The organism is Nocardioides sp. Z21_20 (genome assembly GCF_059766585.1).
The window spans coordinates 327,101-351,140 of sequence record NZ_JCBAJX010000002.1 but is presented as its reverse complement, the minus strand read 5'-3'; the positions used below and the strand labels follow the sequence as shown (position 1 = coordinate 351,140).

Here is a 24,040-nt window from a genome sequence, read left to right as displayed (position 1 = left end):
GGGCTCCTCAGCTCTGGGGGTCGATCACCGTGTCGATGACCTGCCGCGCCCATTCAAGCAAAGCCACGCCCGTGATCGGCTTCCCCCCTACCACCGCGGTCTGCGGGCGGGGCACCAGGATGGTCTGCAGCTGGGGCTTGACGATGCTCTTGGGGTGCAGGCGCTGGAGCCGTACGACGCGCGAGTCGGGCAGCTCGACGGGGGCGAAGCGGACGTTCTTGCCCGCGATCGTGACCTCGCCGACGCCGGCGCGGCGGGCCCGGGCCCGGAACCGCGCGACGAGCAGCAGCGAGGCGACCTCCTGCGGCGGCTCGCCGTAGCGGTCGACCATCTCGTCACGCAGCACGTCGACGTCCTCGTCGCTGCGGACCTCGGCGAGGCGCTTGTACATCTCCAGGCGCAGCCGCTCCGAGGAGATGTAGCCGTGCGGCAGGTGCGCGTCGATCGGCAGCTCGATGCGGACCTCGCCCAGCCCCTCGTCCTCCTTGGTGCCCTTGAAGTCGTTGACCGCCTCCCCCACCAGACGCACGTAGAGGTCGAAGCCGACGTCGGCGATGTGGCCCGACTGCTCGCCGCCGAGCAGGTTGCCGGCGCCGCGGATCTCGAGGTCCTTCATCGCGATCGCCATGCCGCCGCCGAGGTCGGAGTGCTGGGCCAGCGTCGCCAGCCGCTCGTGGGCGGTCTCGGTGAGCGGCTTCTCACTGGGGTAGAGGAAGTAGGCGTAGGCGCGCTCGCGGCTGCGCCCGACCCGGCCACGCAGCTGGTGCAGCTGGGAGAGGCCCAGGGTGTCGGCGCGCTCGATCAGCATCGTGTTGGCGTTGGAGACGTCGATGCCGGACTCCACGATCGTGGTGCAGACCAGCACGTCGAAGCGCTTCTCCCAGAAGTCGAGCATCACCTGCTCGAGCTGCTGCTCGCTCATCTGCCCGTGCGCGGTGGCCACCCGGGCCTCGGGGACCAGCTCGCGGATGTGCGCGGCGGCCTTGTCGATGGAGTTGACCCGGTTGTGGATGTAGAAGACCTGGCCCTCGCGCAGCAGCTCGCGGCGCACCGCGGCGACGACCTGACGGTCCTCGTAGGCGCCGACGTAGGTGAGCACCGGGTGGCGCTCCTCGGGCGGGGTCGCGATCGTGGACATCTCCCGGATGCCGGTGATCGCCATCTCCAGGGTGCGCGGGATCGGCGTCGCGGACATCGCGAGCACGTCGACGGAGGTGCGCAGCCGCTTCATCTGCTCCTTGTGCTCGACACCGAAGCGCTGCTCCTCGTCGACGATGATCAGCCCGAGGTCCTTGATCCGCACGTCGGCGCCGAGCAGGCGGTGGGTGCCGATCGCGATGTCGACGGTGCCCTCGGCCAGGCCGGCCAGCACCTCGCGCGCCTCCTTGTCGCTCTGGAAGCGCGAGAGCGCCTTGATGTTGACCGGGAAGCCGCTCATCCGCTCGGTGAACGTGGACAGGTGCTGGTTGACCAGCAGCGTGGTGGGCACCAGCACCACCACCTGCTTGCCGTCCTGGACCGCCTTGAACGCCGCGCGCACCGCGATCTCGGTCTTGCCGTAGCCGACGTCGCCGCAGACCAGCCGGTCCATCGGGACCTGCCGCATCATGTCGGCCTTGACCTCGTCGACGGTGCTCAGCTGGTCGGGGGTCTCGTTGAAGGGGAAGGCGTCCTCGAGCTCGCGCTGCCACGGGGTGTCGGGGCCGAACGCGTGGCCCCGGGTGGCCTGGCGCGCGGCGTAGAGCTTGATCAGCTCGGCCGCGATCTCGCGCACCGCCTTGCGGGCCCGGTTCTTGCGCTTGGACCAGTCGGCGCCGCCGAGCCGGTCCAGGCTGGGCTGCTCGCCGCCGACGTAGCGGGTGACCTGGTCCAGCGCGTCGGCGGGCACGTAGAGCCGGTCGGGGGCGGCGCCGCGCTTCGCCGCGCCGTACTCCAGCACCAGGTACTCGCGCGTCGCGCCGCCCACCTCACGCTGCTTCATCTCCACGAAGCGGCCCACGCCGTGCTGCTCGTGCACCACGTAGTCGCCGGCCTTGAGCTCGAGCGGGTCGATCTGCTTCTTGCGGCGCGCGGGCATCTTGCGCATGTCGCGGGTGGAGGCCTTCTGCCCGGAGATGTCCTCGCCGGTGACGACCGCGATCCGGTTCACGTCGTCGACGAACCCGCTCACCAGCGCCGCGCACGTCACCGTCACCACGTCGGTGTCGGGGACCGCGTCCAGGCTGTCCACCAGCCGCGCCGCGATGTCGTGCTCGCCGAGGATCTGCACGGTCCGCTCGGCGGGACCGTGGCCGGGGTGCACCACCACCGTGCGGTAGCCCTTCTTGAGCCACTCCCGCAGGTCGTTGACGACGTGCTCCACGTCCCCGCGGTAGGCGTCGGCGGGGCGGGCCGGCAGCGCCCGGCTCTCGACCGCGCCCACGATCACGTCGACGTCGGGCACCGCGTCGGCGGCGTCGGTGTCGAGGCCGAACGGGCTCATCGTCCACCACGGCGTCCCGCGGTCCAGGGTGTGCTCGCGGACGTCGGAGAGCGTGCGGTACGACGCGGCGCCCAGGTCGATCGGAGCGGTCCCGCCGCTGGCCGCCGCGGCCCAGCTGGCGCCGAGGAACTCCTCGCTGGTCGCGACCAGGTCGTGGGCCCGGCTGCGGGCACGCTCGGGGTCGAGGACCAGCACGTGGGAGTCCGGGGGCAGCAGGTCGACGAGCAGCTCCATCTCGTCGACGAGCACCGGGGCCAGCGACTCCATCCCCTCCACCGCGATGCCCGCGGCGATCTTGTCGGTGAGCTCCACCAGCTGCGGGTGGGCGCGGCCCAGCTCGGCCGCGCGGCGTCGTACCTCGTCGGTGAGCAGGAGCTCGCGGCACGGCGGCGCCCAGAGCCGCTCGGCCTTCTCCAGGGTGCGCTGGTCGGCGACCGAGAAGGCGCGGATCTCCTCGACGTCGTCGCCCCAGAACTCCACGCGCAGCGGGTGCTCCTCGGTCGGCGGGAAGACGTCGACGATCCCGCCGCGCACCGCGAACTCGCCGCGCTTCTCCACCAGGTCGACGCGGGAGTAGGCGGCGTCGGCCAGCCGCCGCACCACGTCCTCGAGCGGGGCCGTCATCCCCTCGGTGAGCTCGACCGGCTCCAGCTCCCCCAGGCCCCGGACCTGCGGCTGCAGCACGCTGCGCACCGGCGCGACGACCACCTTGAGCGGGCCGTTCGACGGGTCCTCGCCCGGGTGCACCAGCCGGCGCAGCACCGCCAGCCGACGCCCGACGGTGTCGCTGCGCGGGCTCAGCCGCTCGTGCGGCAGCGTCTCCCAGCTCGGGTAGTAGGCGACCTCGCGCGGGTCGATCAGGCAGCCCAGCGACTCGACCAGCTCCTCGGCCTCCCGGGTGGTCGCGGTGACCGCGAGCACCGTCCGGCCGGTGTCGACGACCCCCTTGACGACGAACGAGCGCAGCGACGCCGGGCCGGTCAGGTCGAGCGACGCGACGCCCTCCTCGCGGACGCTGGAGAGCGCCGAGGCGAGGGTCGGGTCGGCGAGGACGGCGGTGGCCAGACCGGCAAGGGTCACGAGAGCTCCCAGGAGTGCGCATCACGAGCGCCCCCCGGCCAGGTGTGCCAGGGGGTGTGGAACCAGTCTAGGTCGGCCCGGCGCCACCGCCCGGAGGCCGTCACCCGACTTAGGTATCCGCCGTGCACGGCCCGGGTGAGCACCCGGCGCCGCCCTAGGTTCCCGCCATGTCCCCGCGGCACGCTGTCGAGATCACGGCCCTGGTCCTGGCGACCTGGCTCGGTGCGAGCGTCCCGGCCGGGCTCGCGCAGGGCACGCCGGCCCGACCGGACGGCGAGGCGCGAGCCGCCGCCGGCCGGGCGGTGGTGGATCGCCACCTGAGGGACCCGCGGATCATGGAGTCCAGCGGGCTGGCGCGCAGCACCTTCGCGCGCCCGCTGCTGTTCACCCACAACGACAACGACGGGACGCCGGTGCTCTTCGCGGTGGGCCGCTCCGGGTCCACCCGCGCCGTGCTGCGGCTGAGGGGCGCTCGTCCGGTGGACTGGGAGGACGTCTCCACCGGGCCCGGGCACACGCTGTGGATCGGCGACATCGGCGACAACGACTTCGATCGGCGCCGGATCTGGGTCTACCGGATCACCGAGACGCGCGGACTGCGCCCGAGCAGGGTGCGCTGGACGCGCTTCCCCCTGGTCTATCCCGACGGACCGCACGACGCGGAGGCGCTGGCGGTCCATCCGCGCACCGGCCGCGTGTTCGTGGTCTCCAAGCAGCAACGGCGCGGCGCGGTCTACCGGGCACCGCGCAGGCTGTCGCGCTCGGAGCCCAACGTGCTGCGCCGGGTGTCCGCGGCACCCGCGTCCATCACCGCGGCGGCGTTCAGCCCGAACGGGCGGCGCCTGGTGATGACCGACTACGACACGGCCTACCTCAAGCGCACCGCGGCCGGCCCGATCACGCGGCGCTTCGCGCTCCCCCATGTCCCCCAGGGCGAGTCGATCGAGTTCACGCGCAACGGCCTTGCGCTGCTGCGCGGCAGCGAGGGTCCGAACAGTCCGGTGCTGCGGGTCCGGCTGCGCTGAGCCGGGGGCTCACGCCTCCTGGGTCGCCTCGGCGATCTCGGCGCCCTCGGCGATCTCGGCGGGTGAGCGCAGGATGCAGAACTCGTTGCCCTCGGGGTCGGCGAGCACCACCCAGCCGGTGCCCGGGCCGTGGATGCCGCGCATGTCCGCGACCTGGTCGGCACCGAGTGCGAGCAGCCGGACCACCTCGTCGTCGCGGGTGCCGTGCCGCGGGCGCAGGTCGAGGTGCAGGCGGTTCTTGACCGCCTTCGGCTCGGGCACCTCGATGAACCACAGCGCGTGGCCGGACTCCGGGTCGCGGATCGCGCACTCCTCGTGGCCGGGCAGATTGGGGTCCCCCTCGTCGTCGGCGTACCCCAACACCGGCTTCCACCACTCGGAGAGCTCGTAGGCGTTGGCGCAGTCGAAGGTGGTGTGCGACACGAAGGAGGTCATCGCGCCACTGTGCCCTCCCCCCGGCCCCCGGCGCCACTCCTCCCCACTACCGGGTAACTTGCCCCGCCCCGCCCGTGCGCCCCCTCCCCGGCGTTCGACGATCTGGTCCGCGGGAGGTGCGCCCCCGCGTCGTCGAGCAGCACCGTCGAGAAGTACAGGGGACCGTGGATGAGCAAGATCGTTGGCTACGCACCGGGGGCGTACGACCTCTTCCATGTCGGGCACCTCAACGTGCTGCGGCACGCGCGCAGCATGTGCGACCACCTGATCGCCGGAGTGGTCTCCGACGAGCTGTGCGCGCAGGTGAAGGGGGTGCGCCCGGTCGTCTCGCTCGCGGAGCGGCTGGAGATCGTCAGCCACATCGACGTGGTCGACGAGGTGCACGCCGAGACCCTCGCGAGCAAGGTCGAGACCTGGCGGCTGCTGCGCTTCGACCGCATCTTCAAGGGCGACGACTGGCGCGGCACCCCCAAGGGTGACCGCCTGGAGCGAGACTTCGCCGGGGTCGGCGTCGAGGTCGTCTACTTCCCCTACACCGTGCACACCTCGAGCACCCGGCTGCGCCGGGCCCTCGAGCTGCTCGAGGGCGAGCTGCGCCCGGCCAGCGCACAGAACTAGCGGCACGGAACTAGCCGCACAGCGCTAGCCGCACGGAGCTAGCGCAGGTCGGTCAGGGTCACCCGGGTCGAGGCCCGGTCGCCGGACAGGCCGGAGACGACCTGGTGGATCTCGCTGCGGTAGCGCTCCGCCCCGAACCGGGCCACCGCCCGCTCCCGTCCCGCCGCGGCGATGCCGACGGCCTGCGCGGGATCGTCGAGCAGCCGGGTCACCGCCGCCGCCATCGCCGGCGCGTCCAGGGTGGGCACGAGCAGTCCGGAGACCCCGTCCTCGATGGTCTCGAGGTGGCCCTGGACGGCCGTGGCCACCACCGGCCGCAGCGCGCCCTGGGCCTCCACCGTGGCGTTGCCGAACGACTCCCCCAGCGACGGCGCCAGCACGACGTGTGCACGCTCCAGCGCCGGCCACACCGGCGAGACGTAGCCGGAGAAGGTCACCGACCCGCGCAGGTCCGGCTGGGCCGCGCGAGCGCGCAGACCCGCGACGTAGTCCCCCGTGCCGGGCGCGGCCGTCCCACACAGCTCGAGCTCGACGTCGCGCCCCTGCCGGCGCAGCAGTCCCGCCGCCTCCAGCGCCACGTGCGGAGCCTTGCGCGGCGACAGACGACCCAGCACGAGCAGCCTCGGCGAGGGCGAGGCCTGGGTGGGCCCCGGGCACGCCCGCGGCAGCGCGACGCCGTTGTAGACGAGCCGGGCGCGCCGCCCCAGGACCGGGTCCACCCCGCTCAGCACGGTCCGCGTCGACTCGCTGTTGACCACCAGCAGGTCCGCCATCCGCAGCGGTGCCGCCAGCAGCTGGCGGACCACCCGGGCGTCCTTCGCCTCCGCCTCGTGCAGGTGGCACAGCGAAGGCACTCCCGCGCTGCGCGCGGCTGCCAGCCACCAGGGCACGGTGATCGTGTTGACGTAGACCAGGATCGCGCTCTCGCGGTGCACCAGCTCGCGCAGCGACCGGACGACCCCCCAGGCGCGTCGCGCCATCTGCGCGAGGCCGGCGGGGGTGGCCTCGGCGCGACGCAGCACCGGGAAGCCGAGCACCCGGACCTCGGCGCCCAGCTCCTCCAGCCTCGCCACCAGCGGCCCGGCATCGGGCACCGCCACCACCACGCGCCAGCCGTGGGCGCGGAGGCCGGCGACGCTCTCGAGCATCTGCAGGTCGGAGCCGTAGAGGTCCGCGGTCGGGTTCGCGACCAGGACGGTGGGGCCGGGAGACGGTGCGTTCACGCTCCCGACGCTAGGGACGGAGGCCGCGGCCGAGGCCCCGGCGGTCAGAGGACCCCCAAATTTGTCTACTTCCCCCCGAGGCCGGCGTCGGGCCTCGCGGCTCGGCCTACGTTCCACCGCAACGCCGTTGGCTGGAGCAGGGGGATCGATGGGTGACACGACGCTGGCCGAGCCGGTCCGGCTGGGCTACCGCGACCACCTGGGCGCGCTGGAGAGGGCGCAGAAGCCCGCGCGGGGAACCGCGGCGTACTCCCGGCACCTGAACCGGCCCGCCGGTCGCCGCGTCGCCGCGGCAGCCCACCTCATCGGCATGTCGCCCAACCAGGCCACCGCCCTCAGCGCCGTGCTGAGCGCGAGCGCCCTGCTGCTGCTCGCGGCGGGGCCGGCCTCGGTGTGGGTGGGCTTCACGGTCGCTGTGCTGCTCGCCGGGGGCTACGTGATGGACTCCGTCGACGGACAGCTGGCGCGGCTGCGCGGAGGGGGCTCGGTCGCCGGCGAGTGGCTCGACCACACCGTCGACTGCGCCAAGACCAGCGCCCTGCACCTGGCGGTGCTGGTGGCCTGGTACCGCCACCCCCCGGTGGAGGACGACGCGGCGCTGCTCGTCCCGATCGCCTTCGAGGTGGTCGACATCGTCTGCTTCTTCGGCATCATCATGCTCCCGTTCCTGCGGGCGCGCTACGTGTCCGCCGAGCGCCCCAAACACGCCGCCGAGAGCGTCGAGAGCCCCTGGCGTCGCTGGCTGATCCTGCCCAGCGACTACGGCGTCTTCTGCTGGATGTTCGTCCTCCTCGGCTGGCCGACGCTCTTCCTGTCCGCCTACACCCTGCTCTTCGCCCTCAACGCCGTCCTGCTCGCTCTCGCCCTGCGCAAGTGGTGGCGCGAGCTGAACGCACTCACCGCCTGAGGAGGCGCACATGCGAATCGCGATGCTGGGGACCCGGGGCGTGCCGGCCAGGTACGGCGGCTTCGAGACGGCCATCGAGGAGATCGGCCAGCGACTGGCCGCGCAGGGCCACGACGTCACGGTCTACTGCCGGGGCGCCGACGAGCCGGTGCGCGAATACCTCGGGATGCGGCTGGTGCACCTGCCCGCGCTGCGCGGTCGTGCCCTGGAGACGCTGAGCCACACCGCGCTCTCGCTGCTGCACCTGCTCGTCTCGCCCCGCCAGGACACAGCGATCGTGTTCAACGCGGCCAACGCGCCGCTGCTGCCGATCCTGCGCCTGCGCCGGGTGCCGACGGCCGTGCACGTCGACGGCCTGGAGTGGAAGCGCGCCAAGTGGGGCCCCACCGGGCGGCTGTACTACCGGCTGGCGGAGGCGTTCGCCGTGCGTTGGGGCGACGCGCTCATCGCCGACGCCCAGGGCATCGCGGACTACTACCGCCGCGAGTTCGGCGCCGGCACCGAGCTGCTCACCTACGGCGCCCCCATCCAGTCCGAGCCCGGCGCGACCCGGCTCTCCCGGCTGGGGCTGTCCCCGGGCGGCTACCACCTCGTGGTCGCCCGCTTCGAGCCGGAGAACCACGTGGCCGAGATCGTCGCAGGCTTCCGCGACTCCGGGGCCCGGCTGCCCCTGGTGGTGGTGGGCTCGGCGCCGTACGCGGACCGCTACACCGCGCACGTGCGCGAGCGCGCCGGGGACGACCCCCGGATCCGGCTGGTCGGCGCCGTCTGGGACCAGGACGAGCTCGACGAGCTCTACGCCAACGCCGTCACCTACCTGCACGGCCACTCGGTGGGCGGCACCAACCCGTCGCTGCTGCGGGCGATGGGCGCCGGCGCCGCCGTCGTCGCCTACGACGTGGACTTCAACCGGGAGGTGCTCGGCGAGGACGGGCTGTTCTTCGCCGTGCCGGCCGACGTCGCCGAGCTGCTGGAGAAGGCCGAGACCGTGCCCGACGAGCTGGCCGCCCGCGGTGCCCGGCTGCGTGCTCGCGCCGCCGAGCGCTACCGGTGGTCGAGCGTCGCCGAGGGCTACGAGGGGCTCCTGGTCCGGCTGCGGCGGGGACACTCGAGTCGCCGGCGTGTCTCGGGGCGTCGTACCGGCCGGGGCCGCAGCGGGCGGAGCGCCCCCTCGTGACCCACTCCGCGGTCGCGCTCGGGCGGCGGCTGCCCCGGCCGGTCGCTGCGCTGGCCGCGCAGGTGACCCTGGCGGGCAGCAGCCTCGCCCTGCAGCTGCTCGCGGCGCGCGAGCTCGGTGCCGCCGGGCTCGGCCAGTACGCCCTGCTGTTCGGGGCGACCGTGATGTTCACCGCGCTGTCCACCGGGCTCGTCGGGGACAGCCTGACCGTCCTGGACCGCGACGATCCGGCGGTGCGCGCCGCCCTGGTGCGGATCGCCGCCCTCACCGTCGCGGCGGCCACCGTCACCGGCGGCACCGTCGTCGTGCTCGGGACCGGGTTGCCCGCCGCGGCGGCTCTCGCGTTCGCGGGCGCCACCGCGGCCTTCATGGTGGCCGACCTGCTGCGCCGGCTGCTGATGGCGGACCTGCGCTTCGGGTGTCTGGTCCTGGTCGACGGCACCGGGCTGCTGGTCAGCCTCGCGGTGCTGGCCGGGGCCGCGTACGTCGCCTCGCTGAGCCTGGCGGCCTTCCTGGCAGCACTGATGCTGGGCCAGCTGAGCGCCTGTCTGGTGGCCGGCCTGCTCCTGCCCCGCCGCGAGCGCGCCCTCGGGCACGGCCCGCCCGCCTGGCGGGCCGTGCTCGGCTTCGGAGTGTGGCGGGCCACCCAGCAGTTCGTGCGCCCGACGGCGCTCAACGCGGCCCGGTGGCTGGTGCTGCTCGCCGCCGGCCAGGCGGCGGTGGGCGAGCTGGAGGCGGCCCGGGTGTTCGTGGCGCCGGCCCTGCTGCTGGTGCAGGGCATCGGCTCCTACCTGTTCTCCTCCTACGCCGCCGACCGGGACCGACCGCTCGACGCGTTGCTGGGCCGGGCCGACCGGGCCGCCGCGGTGATGCTGGTCGCCGCCACCCTCTGCGGGCTGGCGGCCGTCGCCGCCAGTGGCGTGCTCGGCCCGCTGCTGACCGGTGGCCGGTTCCCCCTCGAGGTGCCTGCGGTGCTGGGCTGGACGGCGTACGCCGCGTCCTGTGCCGCGGTCCTGCCCTACGGCAGTCTCGCCGCGGTGCGAGGCCAGCAGGCGCAGGTGCTGCTGGTCCGGGTGGTCGACTCGTGCCTCTCGCTGCTCCTGGTCGCCGCGCTGCTGCTGGCGGTGGGCACGCCCGCCTGGTCGATGCCCTGGCTGCTGTGCGTCGGCTCGTTCGTCGGCGGGTGGTGGTGTCGCCGCCTGCTGACCGGGCTCGTCGAGGAGTCCCGGGCCGACTCGAGCTCCACGGCCGGCGCTTCCGGGCTGGCGGGTGCGCCGCGATGACCTCCACCCTCGACTCCCCGCCCGACGTCGGGGCGAGCCGCGAGCGCGACCTGCGCCTGGCGGCGTCCCTCGCCCCGCTGGGCCGCTCGCCGTTCCGGCTGCTGCTGATCTTCCTGCTCCTGCTGCTCTCCACCGTCGCCTGGCGCAAGGGCACCTACTACTCCGGCGGCATGGACGGCGTGGTGGTGATGAAGGCGGCGCTGAACGTCGTCGCCATCATCCTGGCCTTCACCGCGCCCCGGCGCGGGACGCCCTGGGACCGGTTCCCCGTGGGGCCGCTGCCCTGGCTCGGCGCCTACCTCCTGATCACCGGCCTGGGCGCCGTGCTGGACGGCAACGGCCTGGCCACCGGCGTCCTGATCGCGCGCAGCTTCCTGATCATCGCGACGCTCGTGCTCGTCTTCTCCCGCTATCTCAGCGTGCAGGTGCTGAGCACGCTGATGACGGCCATGCTGCTGCTGGCGGGCTTCACCTCCGTCACCGGCATCGGCTCGCTGGCCAGCGAGGGCCGCCTCTACGGAGGGATCCCACCGGTCAACGCCAACGAGATCGCGCTGCTGGTCAGCATCCCGTTCCTGTGCCTGGTCTGGCGTTGCATCGTGGGAGTGGCCAACTCGCGCGACGTCGCTGCGCTGCCGATCCTGCTCGCGGTCGTCTGGGCCACCGGGACCCGCACCGGGCTGGCGGCGCTCCTGCTGGCGACCGTCCTGCTCGTGCTGCTGGCCGCGCGCCTCCCGGCCTACGTCTTCTCCCTCGGTGTGCTGGCCGTCCCCACGGGCCTGGCGATCGCCGTCTACACGCCGGTGCTCAGCCAGTACCTCACCCGTGGCGACACCAGCAGCATGCTGACGCTGAACTCGCGGACCATCGCGTGGCGCGCGGCTCTGGAGTACCCCGACACCGCGGCGCAGGAGATGCTCGGCGTCGGGCTGTCGGTGAAGAAGATCCCCGTCTCGGCCATGTACCGCAACGAGCAGATCCTCGACAGCACCTGGGTCTCGGCCCTGGTGCAGGCCGGCTGGCTGGGCACCGCGGTGCTGGTGCTGCTCGTGCTGATCACCCTGGCCAAGGCCGCCACCACCCAGGCGCCCTGGCGGTCGCTGGGCGTGGTGACGCTGGTGCTGCTGGTGCTCGTCAGCGTGCTGGAGAGCGGGCTCTTCGACGCCTCCGCCGCCTTCATCACCTTCTTGTGCTTCGCCTTTGCAGTGCAGGTACCCGCCGACGAGGGAGCCCCCCGATGACCTTCACCGTGATGATCGTGTGCTCGGCCAACGTCTGTCGTTCGCCGCTCACCGCTGTCCTGCTGGACAGGGCTCTGCGCGGCCATCTCGTGCGCCACCACCTCCAGATCCGGACGTGCGGCCTCGATGCGATCCCCGGGGACCTGGCGTGCGCCGAGATCGCACGCCTGCTCAATCGGGCCCACGAGACCCGGCACGGGCTCTCCGAGCACCGCGCGACGCTGGCCACCCCGGCAGCCTTGGCGGGTGCCGATCTCACCCTCACCGCCGATCGGCACGCGCGCGCAGGGGTGGTCCGGATGTTCCCCCAGTCACACTCGCGCGTCTTCACGGTCCGTGAGGCCGGGCAGCTCGCCGCGCAGCTGCACGGCGAGCTTCCTCGGCTCCCCTCAGGCGAGCCCACCGCGCTGTCTCAGGCCCTCCCCGAGGGCGTCGAGCGCCGACTGCGCGAGTTCGTCGTACAGCTCGATGCCCAGCGCGGCCTCGGCGACCAGGTCCGCACCGAGCGTCAGCTGACGCTCTCCGCGCCGTGGCGGCCCCTGGAGATCCAGGGGCATGACGTGCCCGATGCGCATCTCGATCACCGAGTCCGGCACCGTCTGGTGCTCCGGCTCGCCCAGCCCCCGGTCACTCAGTTCGCCGAGACGATGGCGGCGTTCACGGCCCTCGCCCAGCAGCCCGGACCGCGCCCCTGACGCCCGGCGCCGCGTCCCTCAGGCAGCGGGCGCGGCGCCGCCCAGCAGGCTCTGCGCCAGCAGGGGCGCCAGGTGCTCGGAGTACTCCCAGGTCAGGTGCGAGCCGTCCGCGCGGACCGGCTGGTTCCCGGTGAAGGCCGGACACAGGTCGGCGGCGCAGAACCACGCCGAGGTGTCGATGTACTGGACCTTCGCGAGGTCGGCGGCGGTCTGCTCCGCCTGCGCCATCAGCGACCAGGCCTCGCCGATCGCGGAGACGCAGTCGTCGGGGGCAGCGCCCCGGGTCATGCACAGCTCCAGGTTGCCGGCGTTGGGGGGCGGCGCGAGGACCACCGTCCGCCCCGCCGCACCCTCGAGCCTGCGGAGGGTGTCTGTCATCGCGGACTGCACCTCCTGCTGGGCGGCGGACCCGGTGTTCTCGGAGTACAGGTTCTCCAGGTCGTTCTGCGACGAGGCCAGCACCAGCAGGTCCGGCCTCATCCGCTGGACCGCCTGGACGGCGAAGTCGCGGTGCCGCTCGCACTCGACGAACCGCTTTCCGTCGGCCACCACCGGGGCGTTCCACACCGGGCACTGGCCCATCGTGAGCTGTTGGACCGCGAAGCCACGCGGCACCAGCGCCTTCCGGATGCCGGGCATCCAGGAGATGGCGTAGGAGTCACCCAGCACGACGACCGTCTTCGTGGCGCCCTCGTCACCGAAGCGGCACTTCGCCAGGGTCCCGGCGCCGACGTTCGCGCAGCCGTCCGCGGTGATCCGGTCGACCCAGTTCGCCAGCCCCAGGTCCTCCACGGCCGGGTCCAGGTCGGGGAAGGCGGTCGCCTGGAGTGCGCTCACCACGGCCTCCTGCTGCGCGCGAAGTTCCGGCGAGACCGGTGCCGCGCCGGTCTCCGAGTCGGCAGGCACGGCCGAGTCGGTCGCCTCGAGCGGCGCGGACTGCAGCTGCTCGAAGCGCGTCGGCTCCGGGGTCCGGGTCGGTTGGAGGGCCAGACCCACGGCCAGCAGGCAGGTGACGACCAGGCAGCCGAGCACGAGGTTCTGCACGTGCAGGGGAAGCCGGTTCTCGAACAGCGGAGAGCGCAGGTGGCGCTCCCGACGCCGGGCCAGCATGCCGGGCTCCAGCCAGCTCGACCGACGGATCGGGTCCTCCACCAGGTGGTAGCTCAGCACCGACAGCATGACGATGGCGATGCACGCGAGCAGCTGGTACTGCAGACCGCCCCGGGGGTAGAACGCCTGCAGGACGATGATCGCGGGGAAGTGCCACAGGTACAGCGAGTAGGAGATGTCGCCCACGTACCCGGCGACGGGGTTCACGATCGGGCGCAGGTAGGTCTGTTCGCGCGACATGCCCGAGACCAGGACGCAGGCGGTGCCGAGGACGGGCAGCGCGGCCCACGGCGCCGGGAAGGTCGAGGTCTCACCGATCAGGAAGAGACCCGCCGCGATGCCCAGCAGACCCGCCACCCCGAGCCCGGAGGCGAGCCGGGCGGGGAGCTCCTTCAGGTAGGGAGAGAGCACCGCGAGGAGGGCACCGACACCGAGCTCCCACCCCCGGTCCAGCGTCGAGAAGTACGCCTGGACGGGCTCGGTCGAGGTATGCCACACCGAATAGGCGAACGAGGCGAGGGTGAGTGCCCCCGCGACGACCCCCAGCGCCAGTCGGCCGCTGCGCACCCTGCCTCGGGCAAGGGCGTAGGTGGCCAGGATGATGAGCGGCCACAGCAGGTAGAACTGCTCCTCGACGCTGAGCGACCAGTAGTGCTGCAGCGGCGACAGGAGCCCGTCGTCGCGGAAGTAGTCGGTATCGACCGCGGCGAAGTGCCAGTTCGCGCTGAAGACGAGCGCCCAGAGCCCGTCTCGAGCAGCCGCCGCACCGCGAAGATGGTTGTAGGCGAAGAAGGTCGCCGCCACGGTGGCGGCGATCACCAACGTCGCGGCGGGCACGATCCGCCTGATCCGGCGCCGGTAGAAGTTCGTGAAGCTGATCCGCCCGTCGCGCTCGTGCTCCTTGAGGAGGAGCCCGGTGATCAGGAACCCGGAGAGGACGAAGAAGACGTCGACTCCGATGAAGCCTCCCCGGGGATAGCCCCAGAGGTGGTTGGCCACCACGGCGAGCACCGCGACCGCGCGCAGGCCCTGGACGTCTCGTCGTGGCATGGCACCCGGTCCGCTGTGATCTCCACTCACGTCTCTTCCCCCGCTTCCCCACTTCCGGCGCCCGGTGCGGCCGGTGCTGTCGCCGTGGCGGGCACCGCCTAGGCGGCCGCCTCCGGCCCCCGCTTGTCGCCTGTCGGCTCCTCGGCTGCTCGCGGCGCCTCCGCAACCGGCTCGGTCACCTCGGGCTCGTTCTGGACGGCGGGGCTGGGTTGCCGGGCGGTCGAGAGCGGGGAGAGCTCGACCCTGTCGAGCGAGATCCGGGACCGGTAGTCGTGCTCGGGCGTCCCGCGACCGAGCCGCTCGGCGTTGAGGACGGTGCCGAGCACCGGGACCCGCGCGCTGCGCAGAGCCTCCATCGCCTGGGTGACCTGGTTGCCCGTGGTCGTGCCGGCCCCGATCACCAGGACCGCGCCGTCGGTGTGCCTGCCCAGCACGAGGACGTCGGTGACCGAGAGCACCGGCGGGCAGTCGTAGATCACCACGTCGAAGCGCTGACGCAGGTGGGAGATGAGCGACTGCATCGCCGAGGATCCCAGCAGCGCCGTCGGGTCGGGCGGCAGCGACCCGGCGGGCAGCACGCTCAGGGTGCCGTGGTTCCACGGGAGCAGGACCTTGTCCAGGGTGGTCTCGCCGACGAGGACGTCGGAGAGCCCCAGGACGCCCTCGATGCCGAAGACCGCGGCGGCTCCGGGGCGGCGCATGTCCGCCTCGACCAGGCAGACCGAGGCTCCGCCCTGCGCCCAGCTGACCGCCAGGTTGCAGGCCACCGTGGTCTTGCCCTCCCCCGCGAGGGCCGAGGTGATGGCGAAGTGACCCAGCTCGCGATCGACGGTCGCGAACTTGAGGGCGGTGCGGATGGTCCGGTAGCGCTCGGCGCTGACCGAGCGCCAGTCCAGGGTGACCAGGGGGCGACGCGCCGCCCGGCGCTCGCGCACGGTGGTGCCCAGAGCCGACATCCCGGTCAGCTCACGCACGTCCTCGCCGCTCTTGACCCGGCGATCGAGGTGCTGACGGATCACCGCCAGGACGAAGCCGACGGAGAGCCCGCCCACCAGGCCGAGCAGCAGGTTGAGCGGCACCTTGGGCGAGGAGGGCTGGGCGGGCACCTCGGCCGGCTGTGCCAGGGACACCCGGACGTTGGAGACGTTCGTGGCCTGGGCGACCTCGAGCGCCTCGATCACGACCCCCATCTGCACGGAGATCGCGTTCGACAGCTCCATGGCCACCACCGGGTCGGGGTCGGTCACCGACACGTGGATGAGCACCGTCTCGGGCTCGCTGGAGACCGACACCTTCTCGGCCAGCTGTCGGGTGCTGAGGTCCAGGTCGAACTCCTCGAGCACGGGCTCCAGCACCCGCGGGCTCTCCGCCAGAGGCGCGTAGGAGCGCACCCGCTGGACGGCGAACTGCGACCCCTGGAAGATCTCGCCCTGGCTCCCGCTGCGCTCGGCGACCGTGACGAACGAGCGCGACTGCGCGGTGTACTGCACCTGCGCGGTCATGCTGAGCGCGGCGGCCACCAGCAGGCCGAGCGCGAGGCAGGTGCCCCAGACGCGCCAGCGCCGCTGCAGCACGACCACGTAATCGGTGAAAGTCACTGAGCCCCCCAAGGTTCGGTGTCGGGCGGCCCGCAGAGAGCCGCCTGGACGAGGCTCGCCCACCCCGAGCCCCCGACCCGGCCCCCACGGGGCGATATCACCAATTTGAGGTGTCCCCGGCGCCGCGGTCCCCCGCCGGGCGGCGCGGCCCGCACAGTGGCCCTCTACGCGAGAAGGGTGCGCCGATGCATGTGGAGCTGTTGCTGGATCCGGCGCATCTGTCCGGCTGGCACCGCGACCTGGTCACCTCGGTCCGCAGGGCCGGCGTCACCGTCCGCGTGGTCTGGATCGACAGCGGGCGGGCTGCCCCGCTGTCCTCGGCCACGGTGCGGTTGGAGCGGCGCCTGCACGGCCTGACCGCGGCCCGCGGGGCCGAGACCGCAACCCACTCCCTGCCGCCCGAGTCGGCGGCGCCGGTGGCCGTGCTCGAGCAGGACCCCTCGCCCTGGGACCGGCTCACGGTCGACCTGGTGGGCACCGCGCGCCGCCCGGACCAGCCCTGCTGGCGGCTGCTGGTCGACGGCGTCCCGGGCACCGCGGCGCTGCTGCCCGCGCTCGGCGCCGGGCGGTTCCCCGTGGTGGCGCTGCGCGCCGACGACGGCACCACGGTGGCCGAGGCCCGCCCCGGCAGCGAGCGTCCCGGGGTCGTCTCCGCGGCCCTCGACGACGTACTCGCCGGCGTGGTGACGCTGGTGACCCAGGCCGTGCTGGGCAACCGCCTGCGCGTGGAGGCGGACAGCGCACAGCTTGAGGGATCCGCGACGGCGGACGACCCCGCGGTGGCGGCGCCGCCGAGCGAGCGCGCGCAGCAGCTGGTCCCGCGTGCGCTGCGCGTGGTGGGCGGCACGGCGGTCCGCAGCGCCTATCGCGCGCTCTACCGGACCCCACACTGGAGGGTCGGCTGGCGGGTGGTGGACGGGCCCGACCTGCTCGACCTCCCCCCCGCGCTCCCGGGCGGCTGGCGGACGCTGCCCGACGACGGGCACCACTTCTACGCCGACCCGTTCCCGATCCTGGTCGACGGCGTGACCCACCTCTTCGTGGAGGACTACGACCACCGCATCGGGCGCGGGGTCATCTCGGTGACCCAGCTCGACGAGGGCGGCACGCCGGCGACGCCGCGTCCGGTGCTGAGCCACGACGTGCACCTGTCCTACCCGCACGTGCTGGCCGACCAGGGTGAGCTGTGGATGATCCCGGAGACCTCCGCAGCCGGCACCGTGGAGCTCTACCGGGCGGTGGGCTTCCCGGACCGCTGGGTGCGCGAGAGGGTGCTGATCGAGGGCGTCGAGGCCAGCGACGCCACGCCGTTCCAGCACGGGGGCCGGTGGTGGCTGGCGGCGACCGTGCGCCACGCCGGCTCGTGGTCCGACACCCTGCACCTGTGGCACGCCCCGCACCTGGTCGGCCCCTGGACGCCGCACCGGCGCAGCCCCGTGCTCCTCGACATCGCCTCGGCCCGCCCCGCGGGGCGGGTGGTGCAGCGCGAGGGACGCCTGCTCCGCCCGGTGCAGGACTGCTCGCGAGGCTACGGCGCGGCGCTCGCCATCGCCGAGATCACCGCGCTCGACGAGGACACGTTCGCGCAGCGGGTGCTCACCCGGTTCGAGCCCGGGCCCCCGTGGCCCGGACGCCGGCTGCACACCGTCAACCGCGCCGGCCGCCTGGAGTGCATCGACGGCTCGGCGCTCTCCGCACGCCTTTGGTGAAGCCCCAGGAGGAGGCAGCAATGCCCAGCTACGTCGTCGCCCGCGAGGACGACCTGGACTTCGGATCCGTCGAGTACGCCGAGCTGTTCGACCAGTCGGGCGCCACCCTCTTCCAGCACCCCACCTGGATCGGCGCCGTCTACCGGACCCTGGCACCACACCGGGCTGCCACCCCCCTGGTGGTGACCATGCGCTGCGAGGGTGTCCTGGTGGGCGTCCTGCCCCTGCTGTCGCGCCGGCGCCGCGGCGTACGGCGCGTGGAGTTCGCCGACCTCGGCGTCTGCGACTACGTCGCGCCGGTCCTGCACCGCGCGCACCGTCACGCCCTGCTGGCCGACCCGCAGGTGCGGGACTCGATCCGCTCGTGCCTGGGCCGCTTCGACCTCCTGCTCCTGGAGCGGCTGCCCGGCTCCCCGGACGAGGCCGCCTGCCTGCTCTCGGCGCGCACCACCCGCCGGCACCGCTACGACTCCCACGCCATCTCGCTGCCCGCGACCCACCAGCAGTGGCGCAGCCAGGCACTCGATCCCAAGCTCGTCCGCCACCTCGACCGCAAGCGCAAGCGGCTGCGCCCCAAGGGAGCCGTGCAGCTGACCCAGGTCAGCGACCCGGCCCGGGTCCCGGAGCTGATGGCCGACCTGCAGCGGTTCCGACGCGACCGCTTCGCCGAGCGCCACGGGATCGACCTCGTGCAGGACCCGGGCGGCTTCGCCTTCTACCGTCAGGTCGCCGTGGACAGCCTCACCCACGGCGGGCCGGTCGCGATGAGCGCACTCACCGTCGGCGACAGCGTGGCGGCCGTCTCCCTGGACCTGGTCGACGAGCAGCGCCACCTCTTCCTCGTGGTGGGCTACGACTTCGCCCGGCTGCGCAACTACTGCCTGGGCCTGATCATCGTCGAGGAGCTGGTCTCGCGCGCGATCGAGGCCGGGCGGCACACCTTCGACCTGACCGTCGGCGACGAGAGCTACAAGAGCGAGCTGGGTGCGCACGCGACGCCGATGTACGCGGTGCGCCGCGCCGCCACGCCGGTGGGTCTGGCCGCCGCCGCCGCCCTGGACCTGGACACGACGGCCCGGCGGCACGCGAAGCGCGCCCTCGCCGTGGCGCGGCGCCTCCCGAGCCTGCGCCTGCCGGGGCGCCGCCGGGCCATCCCCGCCGCAGGCCATGCCTGACCCGGGTGACGCGGCAGCGGTCGAGCCGCCGCGCTCCGGGCTGCCGCGCGCCGCGATCCGGGCCTCGCCGCTGCTGCTCACCGCCCTCCTGCTGTCCTCGGCTCCCGGACCCGAGGCGCCGGCCGGCGCACCCGAACCAGCCTGGACACCCACGCCACGTTCACCCGTCGTCGCCGCCGACACGACGGCCAGGCTCGACGGGCCGGGGCGCACCCTGCACGTCTCCCCGCAGGGCCGCGTGCACGCCCGCGGCACCCGGGCCGACCCGCTGCGCACCATCGCCGCAGCCGTCGACCGGGCGCAGCCGGGCGAGGCCATCCTCGTGCGCCGCGGTGTCTACCCCGAGCGGGTGGACATCCCGAGGGGGAAGCCGCTGCGGATCCGGGCAGCACCCGGAGAGCGGGTCTGGCTCGACGGCAGCCGGATCGTGCGCGGCTGGCAGCGCACGCCGTACGGGTTCGCGCACGAGGGCTGGGAGCCGGAGTTCGACTCCAGTCCCACCTACATCGAGGGTGCCCCGGACAACACCGAGGAGGGCTGGTCGTTCATCGACCCGGCCAGGCCGATGGCGGCCCACCCGGACCAGGTGTGGATCGACGGGGTCCCCCAGCGCCAGGTCGGGTCGGTGCAGGAGCTGCGCCCCGGGAGCTTCTTCGTCGACGACGCCGCGGACGTGCTCCACCTGGGTAGCCCACCGCGGGGCCACCGGGTGCGCGCCTCGGTCCTCAACCGCGCCCTCAGCATCCAGGCGGCCGGCACCCGCGTCGTCGGCCTCGGCGTACGCCGCTTCGCCCCCTCGGTGCCGCAGATGGGCGCCGTCACCGTCGAGGCCGGCAGGGTGACCCTGCGCGACATGGTGATCCGCGAGAACGCGACGACGGGGCTCCACGTGATGGCCGCAGGGGTGCGGGTGCGCGACGTCACCACCGCGAGGAACGGCATGCTCGGGATGAGCGCGACGTACGCCGACGGGTTGCGCGTGGTGCGGCTCCGGTCGCGACGCAACAACACCGAGGGCTTCAACACCTCCCCGGTGGCCGGCGGCGTCAAGGTCGGCCGCAGCCGCCGTGTCCTCGTGCGGGGCAGCGCGCTGGTGTCCAACGCGGGCACCGGGCTGTGGTTCGACGAGTCCTCCAGCGACATCCGGGTGATCGACACCACGATGCGGGACAACGCGCGCCATGGGCTGTCGCTGGAGATCTCCGCGCGCGCTCTCGTCGCGGACAGCCTGATCACCGGCAACGGCGGCGACGGGATCAAGGTCAACAACACCCAGGACGTGGCGCTGTGGAACAACACGCTCGTCGGGAACGGGCGGACCCTGAACCTGGTCCAGGACCCGCGCCAGCCGGACTCACCGGAGTCCATCGGGCGGGACCCGCGCCAGCCCTTCCCCGACCCCACGATGACCTGGCGGCTGGGGCCGGTGGCGGTGCACAACAACATCCTGGCGAGTGCCCGGCGCTCGGCGCTGTGCCTGCTGTGCGTGGAGGACTACTCCGAGCGCTTCTCCGCGGGCCAGCTGGGCGTGGTCACCGACGGCAACGTCTACCAGCGACCGACCGCGAACCGGCCGCCCTGGGCCGTCGTCTGGTCGCAGGGCGCCGGCGACCCCGCCGCCTTCCGCACGATCGCCGACTTCCGCAACGCGACCGGCAACGAGCGCCGACACCTCGAGCTGGTCGGGCGCAGCGCGGTGACCGCGACGATGGCGGCCAGCGTGTGGGTCGTCCGCGCGATGCCGCTGCTGGCGCGGCGCCTGCCCCGGGACGTGGGCGACCTCCTCGGCCGCCGGCGCGGACGCCACCTGGGTGCCTGGCTCACGCCCCCGCCGCGCAGGTGACAGGGCCCGGCCGGAGCACCGGCCGGGCCCTGCTGACGCCCTCGTTCAGGGAGTCGCGGTCTCCACCCTCAGGTCATCGAACAGGCCCACCACCGGAGCATTGGTCGCCGACCCGGAGAGATAGGTGCGCAGGCCGACTCCGCCCGCCGACTGCAGGGTGGCCGAGGTGTCGGTGACCGAGCCGGTCCACGCCGAGGGCTCGGGCGAGCCGACCGCCCAGACCTTCGCGCGCAGGGTGGTCGGCGAGGTGCCCACCGCCTGGACCCGGACCTGCAGCAGCTGGCCGGCCGCCGCCGTGAGGCCGGTTACGGCCCGCGTCTGCAGGGTGGTCTCCGTGCCGGCGACCGTGCGGCCCAGCGTCAGGGAGACGCTACCGTTCGCCAGCAGCCTCACCATGGCGTGGTAGGAGTCGCCGGCCACCGTGCGTGGCTGCACGGTGAGGTACGTGCCACCTCCGGTGGCCGCCTTGTCGGCCCCCAGGCGCGCCGTCACGTCCGCGGCCGTGGTCGACACCCCGGGGAGCGTCATGCCCGGCCCGCTGCCGGCGGTGCCCATCCGGATCCGGCCCTGCCCCTCGCTCACCGAGAAGTTGGTGGCGGTGCCCGACCTGACCCAGGCGCCGCCGATCTCGGCGCTGCCCCAACCTCCGCTCACCGAGCGCGCGAAGGAGTCGGCGGCCAGGGCCGACGGTGCGGGGGCTTCGGTGACCGTGACCGACCGCGACGTGGTCGCGGTGGCGCCCTTGTCGTCGGTGACGGTCAGCGAGACCTGATAGGTGCCCGCCGCGGCGTACTCGTGGGTCGCGTTCGCCGTGCTGGCCGTGGTCCCGTCCCCGAAGCTCCACGCGTGCCCGGCGATCGTCCCGTCGGCGTCGCTCGAGGTCGAGCTCACCGACAGCTCCAGGTCCTGCGCCGAGGAGGTGAAGGAGGCGGTCGGGGGCTGGTTCGGCGTACCGGCCGCAGCGGTCCAGTGGCCTCGGATCTCGGCCGCGGGCAGCGCCCGCTTGTACACCGCGACCTCGTCGATGTCACCGGCGAGGAACGCGCTGGTGGGTGCCGAGGGCCAGTTGGTCAGGGTGTCGCCCCCGACCCGCCAGTAGCCCAGCGCCAGGTGCTCCCCGACGGTGACGTCGGCCCGCTCGCCGGCGAGAGCGCCGTCCACGTAGAGCCTCATCCCGGCCGGGGAGAGCGTCGCGGCCGCGTGGTGCCACTGCCCGTCGTTGAGCCCGGCAGCGCTGCTGACCACCTGTCGCGTGGCGTTCGGCTTGACGCCGAAGACCACCTGCCCGGAGTCGGTCAGGTACAGGTGGCGGTCCACCTTGCTGGAGTTGCGGTCGACGCGGTTGCCGCGCCCGACGATCTTCCCACCGGTCACCGACGTCGTGCGGAACCAGCCCTCGATCGTGAACACGTCCGGCGGGCTGTCCTGGACCGAGGAGTTGGCCCGGGTCGCGGTGGTCCCGGGGAACCGGGCGGCGCTGTCGGAGGTGTCGCCGGCCAGGGGCCCCGGCACCCCGCGGGTGACGTCGGCGGTCGTGGTCAGCGGCCGGAACCCGGCCGAGTCCGCGGCAGTGGTGCCGCTGCCCTCGCCGAAGCGCCAGTAGTGGGTCGGCTCGCTGGCCTGGACCGCCTTGACGTAGGCGCTGTCGGTCCCGGAGGCGGCGACCGTGACCGGCGTCCACGGCGAGTTGGCGACGTTGCCGAAGGGGTCGGTGACGCTGACCCGGTACTGGTGCGTCGACCCCGGCGCCAGCCCGCTGTCGCTCAGGCCCATCCCGAAGTGGTTCCACCACCTGGCCCGCACCGATCGGGTGTGGATCAGGCCCGCCGCGTTCTGGGTGTCGCGGTAGACCCGGTAGGTGAGGTACTCGTTGTCGGTGTCCTCGTTGGAGGTCCAGTTGATGCGTGCCTTTCCCGCCTCGGTCGAGGTGACGTTGAGCGGGTAGGTGGTGCTGAACAGGCTCGGGCCGCGGTCGTTGGGAGCGATCGCGGGGGTGGCGAAGCGGACCAGCCCCTGCTGGGCCTGGCCGTTCACCCGGGTGAACTCACCGCCCATCACGATGTAGTCGCGGTTGCCGGTGACGCTCCAGGGGCCCTGGAACTGGCCGGTGTAGCTGCCGGTGTTGAGGGCGGGGTACCAGGTCAGCATCGACGCCGCCGGCAGTCCCTCGAAGCTGTAGTAGCGGCCCTGGTCCGGCTCCCAGGTGACCTTCTGCCCGGAGGGCTGCTTCGCGAACGCGATGCCCCGGAAGTAGGGGTAGCTGCCGACGTTGCCGGCGCCCTGGCGGATCGCGTCGATGTTCTCGCAGTAGTGGGTGTGGCTGGCCGCGTAGACGACATCGCCCTGGGCGTGCAGGGAGTAGGTGTCGCCGTGGCAGTCGGCCAGCCAGGACACCTTGCCGTCGTCCCACGAGGCGGCGAAGGTGCCCTCCCAGGTCCCGCCGCTGCGACCGTAGGTGTAGCCGCCCCCGTAGACGTTGTCGCCGTCGCTGGTGAGGGTGGTGATCGCGCCGTCGGCGGTGCCGTTGCGGACGTGGTCGTTGGTCTCGAACGGCAGGCTCGCCCCGGTGATGGCGTCGACCATGCCGAGGCCGTAGCCGGGGGTCGAGGAGCCGTTGAGGGCCGTGAACGAGCCTCCCACGACCAGCTTCGTGCCGGCCTGGTTGAGGGTCATCGCCCAGACGTAGCCTCCGGTCGTGGTGGGTGCCCAGTCCAGCAGCGCGCCGTCGGAGGCCCGGAAGGCCGCCAGGTTGCTGCGGTTCTGGGTGCCCACACCGCTGAAGCTGCCGCCCACGTAGACGGTCTCGTTGGTGGCCACGATGGCGCTGACGTCGTAGTTCACCGGCGGGGCGAAGGACGAGATCAGGGCGCCGGTGCCCGCGTTGAACGCCGCGACGCGCCGTCGGGTGACGCCGTCCACCGAGGTGAAGTCACCGCCGACGTAGACGCGGGTGTTGTCCGGGGAGACGGCCACGGCGCGCACCTGCGCGTTGAAGGAAGGGGCGAACGAGGTCGACAGGGCACCGGTGGTGACGTCGAAGGCGAGCATGTTGTTGCGGGTGACGCCCCCGGACGAGGAGCCGGCGGGCCGGGCGGTGCTGAAGCTGCCGCCGGCGTAGACGCGGTTGCCGACCATCGCCTGGGACCAGACCACACCGTCGATCTGTGCCGTCGGCAGGGCGTCGGCCGACACCGTCGCCGGGGTGAGCGGATCGCTCGGGTCCTGCGGTGCCGTGTCCGCCGGGGCGGGGGACGCGGCGATCCACCCGGAGCTCAGCGCGATCAGCAGGGCCAGGCAGCGCACCGCCCAGCGTTGCACTCCTGTCGTGCGGCGCCGTGGCGCCTCGTCGTGCCTGTGCTGGGTCAATGTCCCCACCCCTTGTCGGTGTC

General features: G+C 73.2%; 16 protein-coding genes. 10 read left to right on the top strand and 6 right to left on the bottom strand.

Annotation, left to right across the window (positions count from 1 at the left end; all coding sequences use genetic code 11):
• Positions 1–7: 7 nt before the first annotated feature.
• Complete coding sequence (mfd, locus tag AC6EH9_RS05280; RefSeq protein ID WP_498421252.1) at positions 8–3,562, bottom strand: transcription-repair coupling factor; 3,555 nt, start codon at positions 3,560–3,562, stop codon at positions 8–10.
• 167 nt (positions 3,563–3,729) lie between these two features.
• Between mfd and AC6EH9_RS05275 the strand changes: the two genes are divergently transcribed.
• Positions 3,730–4,587 (top strand): hypothetical protein, encoded by an 858-nt coding sequence (locus AC6EH9_RS05275; RefSeq protein ID WP_498421251.1) that lies wholly within the window; start codon positions 3,730–3,732, stop codon positions 4,585–4,587.
• 9 nt (positions 4,588–4,596) lie between these two features.
• On the opposite strand, the gene AC6EH9_RS05270 is transcribed toward AC6EH9_RS05275, so the two are convergent.
• Entirely contained in the window at positions 4,597–5,022 is a 426-nt protein-coding gene (locus tag AC6EH9_RS05270; protein WP_498421250.1) for a VOC family protein, read from the bottom strand.
• A 168-nt stretch (positions 5,023–5,190) separates the two neighbouring features.
• Here AC6EH9_RS05270 and AC6EH9_RS05265 point away from each other — a divergent pair, with 168 nt between their 5' ends.
• On the top strand, positions 5,191–5,640 hold the full coding sequence (locus AC6EH9_RS05265) for an FAD synthase family protein (RefSeq protein WP_498421249.1): 450 nt from the start codon (positions 5,191–5,193) through the stop codon (positions 5,638–5,640).
• Positions 5,641–5,678: 38 nt separating this feature from the next.
• On the opposite strand, the gene AC6EH9_RS05260 is transcribed toward AC6EH9_RS05265, so the two are convergent.
• On the bottom strand, positions 5,679–6,863 hold the full coding sequence (locus tag AC6EH9_RS05260; protein WP_498421248.1) for a glycosyltransferase family 4 protein: 1,185 nt from the start codon (positions 6,861–6,863) through the stop codon (positions 5,679–5,681).
• A gap of 148 nt (positions 6,864–7,011) precedes the next feature.
• Between AC6EH9_RS05260 and AC6EH9_RS05255 the strand changes: the two genes are divergently transcribed.
• Genes AC6EH9_RS05255 through AC6EH9_RS05235 form a run of 5 tightly spaced genes read left to right on the top strand, consistent with a single transcriptional unit; the run spans position 7,012 to position 12,166 of the window.
• Positions 7,012–7,770, top strand: a complete 759-nt coding sequence (locus AC6EH9_RS05255; RefSeq protein WP_498421245.1) for a CDP-alcohol phosphatidyltransferase family protein — start codon at positions 7,012–7,014, stop codon at positions 7,768–7,770.
• A gap of 10 nt (positions 7,771–7,780) precedes the next feature.
• Positions 7,781–8,947: a DUF1972 domain-containing protein gene (locus tag AC6EH9_RS05250; RefSeq protein ID WP_498421244.1), complete on the top strand. Its 1,167-nt coding sequence runs from the start codon at positions 7,781–7,783 to the stop codon at positions 8,945–8,947.
• The gene (locus AC6EH9_RS05245; protein WP_498421241.1) at positions 8,944–10,230 is read left to right on the top strand and encodes a polysaccharide biosynthesis protein; all 1,287 of its coding nucleotides are present in this window, start codon (positions 8,944–8,946) and stop codon (positions 10,228–10,230) included. Before AC6EH9_RS05250 ends, AC6EH9_RS05245 begins: the two co-directional genes overlap by 4 nt.
• Positions 10,227–11,471 carry a hypothetical protein gene (locus AC6EH9_RS05240; protein WP_498421240.1) on the top strand — a complete coding sequence of 415 codons (1,245 nt, stop codon included), beginning with the start codon at positions 10,227–10,229 and terminating at the stop codon, positions 11,469–11,471. Before AC6EH9_RS05245 ends, AC6EH9_RS05240 begins: the two co-directional genes overlap by 4 nt.
• The gene (locus AC6EH9_RS05235) at positions 11,468–12,166 is read left to right on the top strand and encodes an arsenate reductase/protein-tyrosine-phosphatase family protein (RefSeq protein ID WP_498421238.1); all 699 of its coding nucleotides are present in this window, start codon (positions 11,468–11,470) and stop codon (positions 12,164–12,166) included. The genes AC6EH9_RS05240 and AC6EH9_RS05235 overlap by 4 nt, the downstream gene beginning before the upstream one ends.
• Before the next feature lie 18 nt (positions 12,167–12,184).
• Here the strand turns inward: AC6EH9_RS05235 and AC6EH9_RS05230 are convergent, their stop codons facing one another.
• Both AC6EH9_RS05230 and AC6EH9_RS05225 read right to left on the bottom strand, forming a co-directional pair.
• The gene (locus tag AC6EH9_RS05230) at positions 12,185–14,326 is read right to left on the bottom strand and encodes an acyltransferase family protein (RefSeq protein WP_498421236.1); all 2,142 of its coding nucleotides are present in this window, start codon (positions 14,324–14,326) and stop codon (positions 12,185–12,187) included.
• Positions 14,327–14,424: 98 nt separating this feature from the next.
• Positions 14,425–15,924 (bottom strand): tyrosine-protein kinase domain-containing protein, encoded by a 1,500-nt coding sequence (locus tag AC6EH9_RS05225; protein ID WP_498421234.1) that lies wholly within the window; start codon positions 15,922–15,924, stop codon positions 14,425–14,427.
• A gap of 185 nt (positions 15,925–16,109) precedes the next feature.
• Between AC6EH9_RS05225 and AC6EH9_RS05220 the strand changes: the two genes are divergently transcribed.
• The 3 genes from AC6EH9_RS05220 to AC6EH9_RS05210 are packed head-to-tail and all read left to right on the top strand — an operon-like array spanning position 16,110 to position 20,651.
• Entirely contained in the window at positions 16,110–17,633 is a 1,524-nt protein-coding gene (locus AC6EH9_RS05220) for a glucosamine inositolphosphorylceramide transferase family protein (RefSeq protein ID WP_498421232.1), read from the top strand.
• Between the two features lie 20 nt (positions 17,634–17,653).
• Positions 17,654–18,808, top strand: a complete 1,155-nt coding sequence (locus AC6EH9_RS05215; RefSeq protein WP_498421230.1) for a GNAT family N-acetyltransferase — start codon at positions 17,654–17,656, stop codon at positions 18,806–18,808.
• Positions 18,801–20,651: a right-handed parallel beta-helix repeat-containing protein gene (locus AC6EH9_RS05210; RefSeq protein ID WP_498421228.1), complete on the top strand. Its 1,851-nt coding sequence runs from the start codon at positions 18,801–18,803 to the stop codon at positions 20,649–20,651. The genes AC6EH9_RS05215 and AC6EH9_RS05210 overlap by 8 nt, the downstream gene beginning before the upstream one ends.
• Positions 20,652–20,696: 45 nt before the next feature.
• Here AC6EH9_RS05210 and AC6EH9_RS05205 read toward each other — a convergent pair whose 3' ends face one another.
• On the bottom strand, positions 20,697–24,017 hold the full coding sequence (locus tag AC6EH9_RS05205; protein WP_498421226.1) for a LamG-like jellyroll fold domain-containing protein: 3,321 nt from the start codon (positions 24,015–24,017) through the stop codon (positions 20,697–20,699).
• Positions 24,018–24,040: the final 23 nt, after the last annotated feature.

What these genes read in the sequence shown, in the direction of transcription:
- AC6EH9_RS05275 (WP_498421251.1), top strand. Translation starts at nt 3,730, where the DNA reads ATGTCCCCGCGGCACGCTGTCGAGATCACGGCCCTGGTCCTGGCGACC.
- AC6EH9_RS05270 (WP_498421250.1), bottom strand. Translation starts at nt 5,022, where the DNA reads ATGACCTCCTTCGTGTCGCACACCACCTTCGACTGCGCCAACGCCTAC.
- AC6EH9_RS05265 (WP_498421249.1), top strand. Translation starts at nt 5,191, where the DNA reads ATGAGCAAGATCGTTGGCTACGCACCGGGGGCGTACGACCTCTTCCAT.
- AC6EH9_RS05255 (WP_498421245.1), top strand. Translation starts at nt 7,012, where the DNA reads ATGGGTGACACGACGCTGGCCGAGCCGGTCCGGCTGGGCTACCGCGAC.
- AC6EH9_RS05250 (WP_498421244.1), top strand. Translation starts at nt 7,781, where the DNA reads ATGCGAATCGCGATGCTGGGGACCCGGGGCGTGCCGGCCAGGTACGGC.
- AC6EH9_RS05240 (WP_498421240.1), top strand. Translation starts at nt 10,227, where the DNA reads ATGACCTCCACCCTCGACTCCCCGCCCGACGTCGGGGCGAGCCGCGAG.
- AC6EH9_RS05235 (WP_498421238.1), top strand. Translation starts at nt 11,468, where the DNA reads ATGACCTTCACCGTGATGATCGTGTGCTCGGCCAACGTCTGTCGTTCG.
- AC6EH9_RS05230 (WP_498421236.1), bottom strand. Translation starts at nt 14,326, where the DNA reads ATGCCACGACGAGACGTCCAGGGCCTGCGCGCGGTCGCGGTGCTCGCC.
- AC6EH9_RS05220 (WP_498421232.1), top strand. Translation starts at nt 16,110, where the DNA reads ATGCATGTGGAGCTGTTGCTGGATCCGGCGCATCTGTCCGGCTGGCAC.
- AC6EH9_RS05215 (WP_498421230.1), top strand. Translation starts at nt 17,654, where the DNA reads ATGCCCAGCTACGTCGTCGCCCGCGAGGACGACCTGGACTTCGGATCC.
- AC6EH9_RS05210 (WP_498421228.1), top strand. Translation starts at nt 18,801, where the DNA reads ATGCCTGACCCGGGTGACGCGGCAGCGGTCGAGCCGCCGCGCTCCGGG.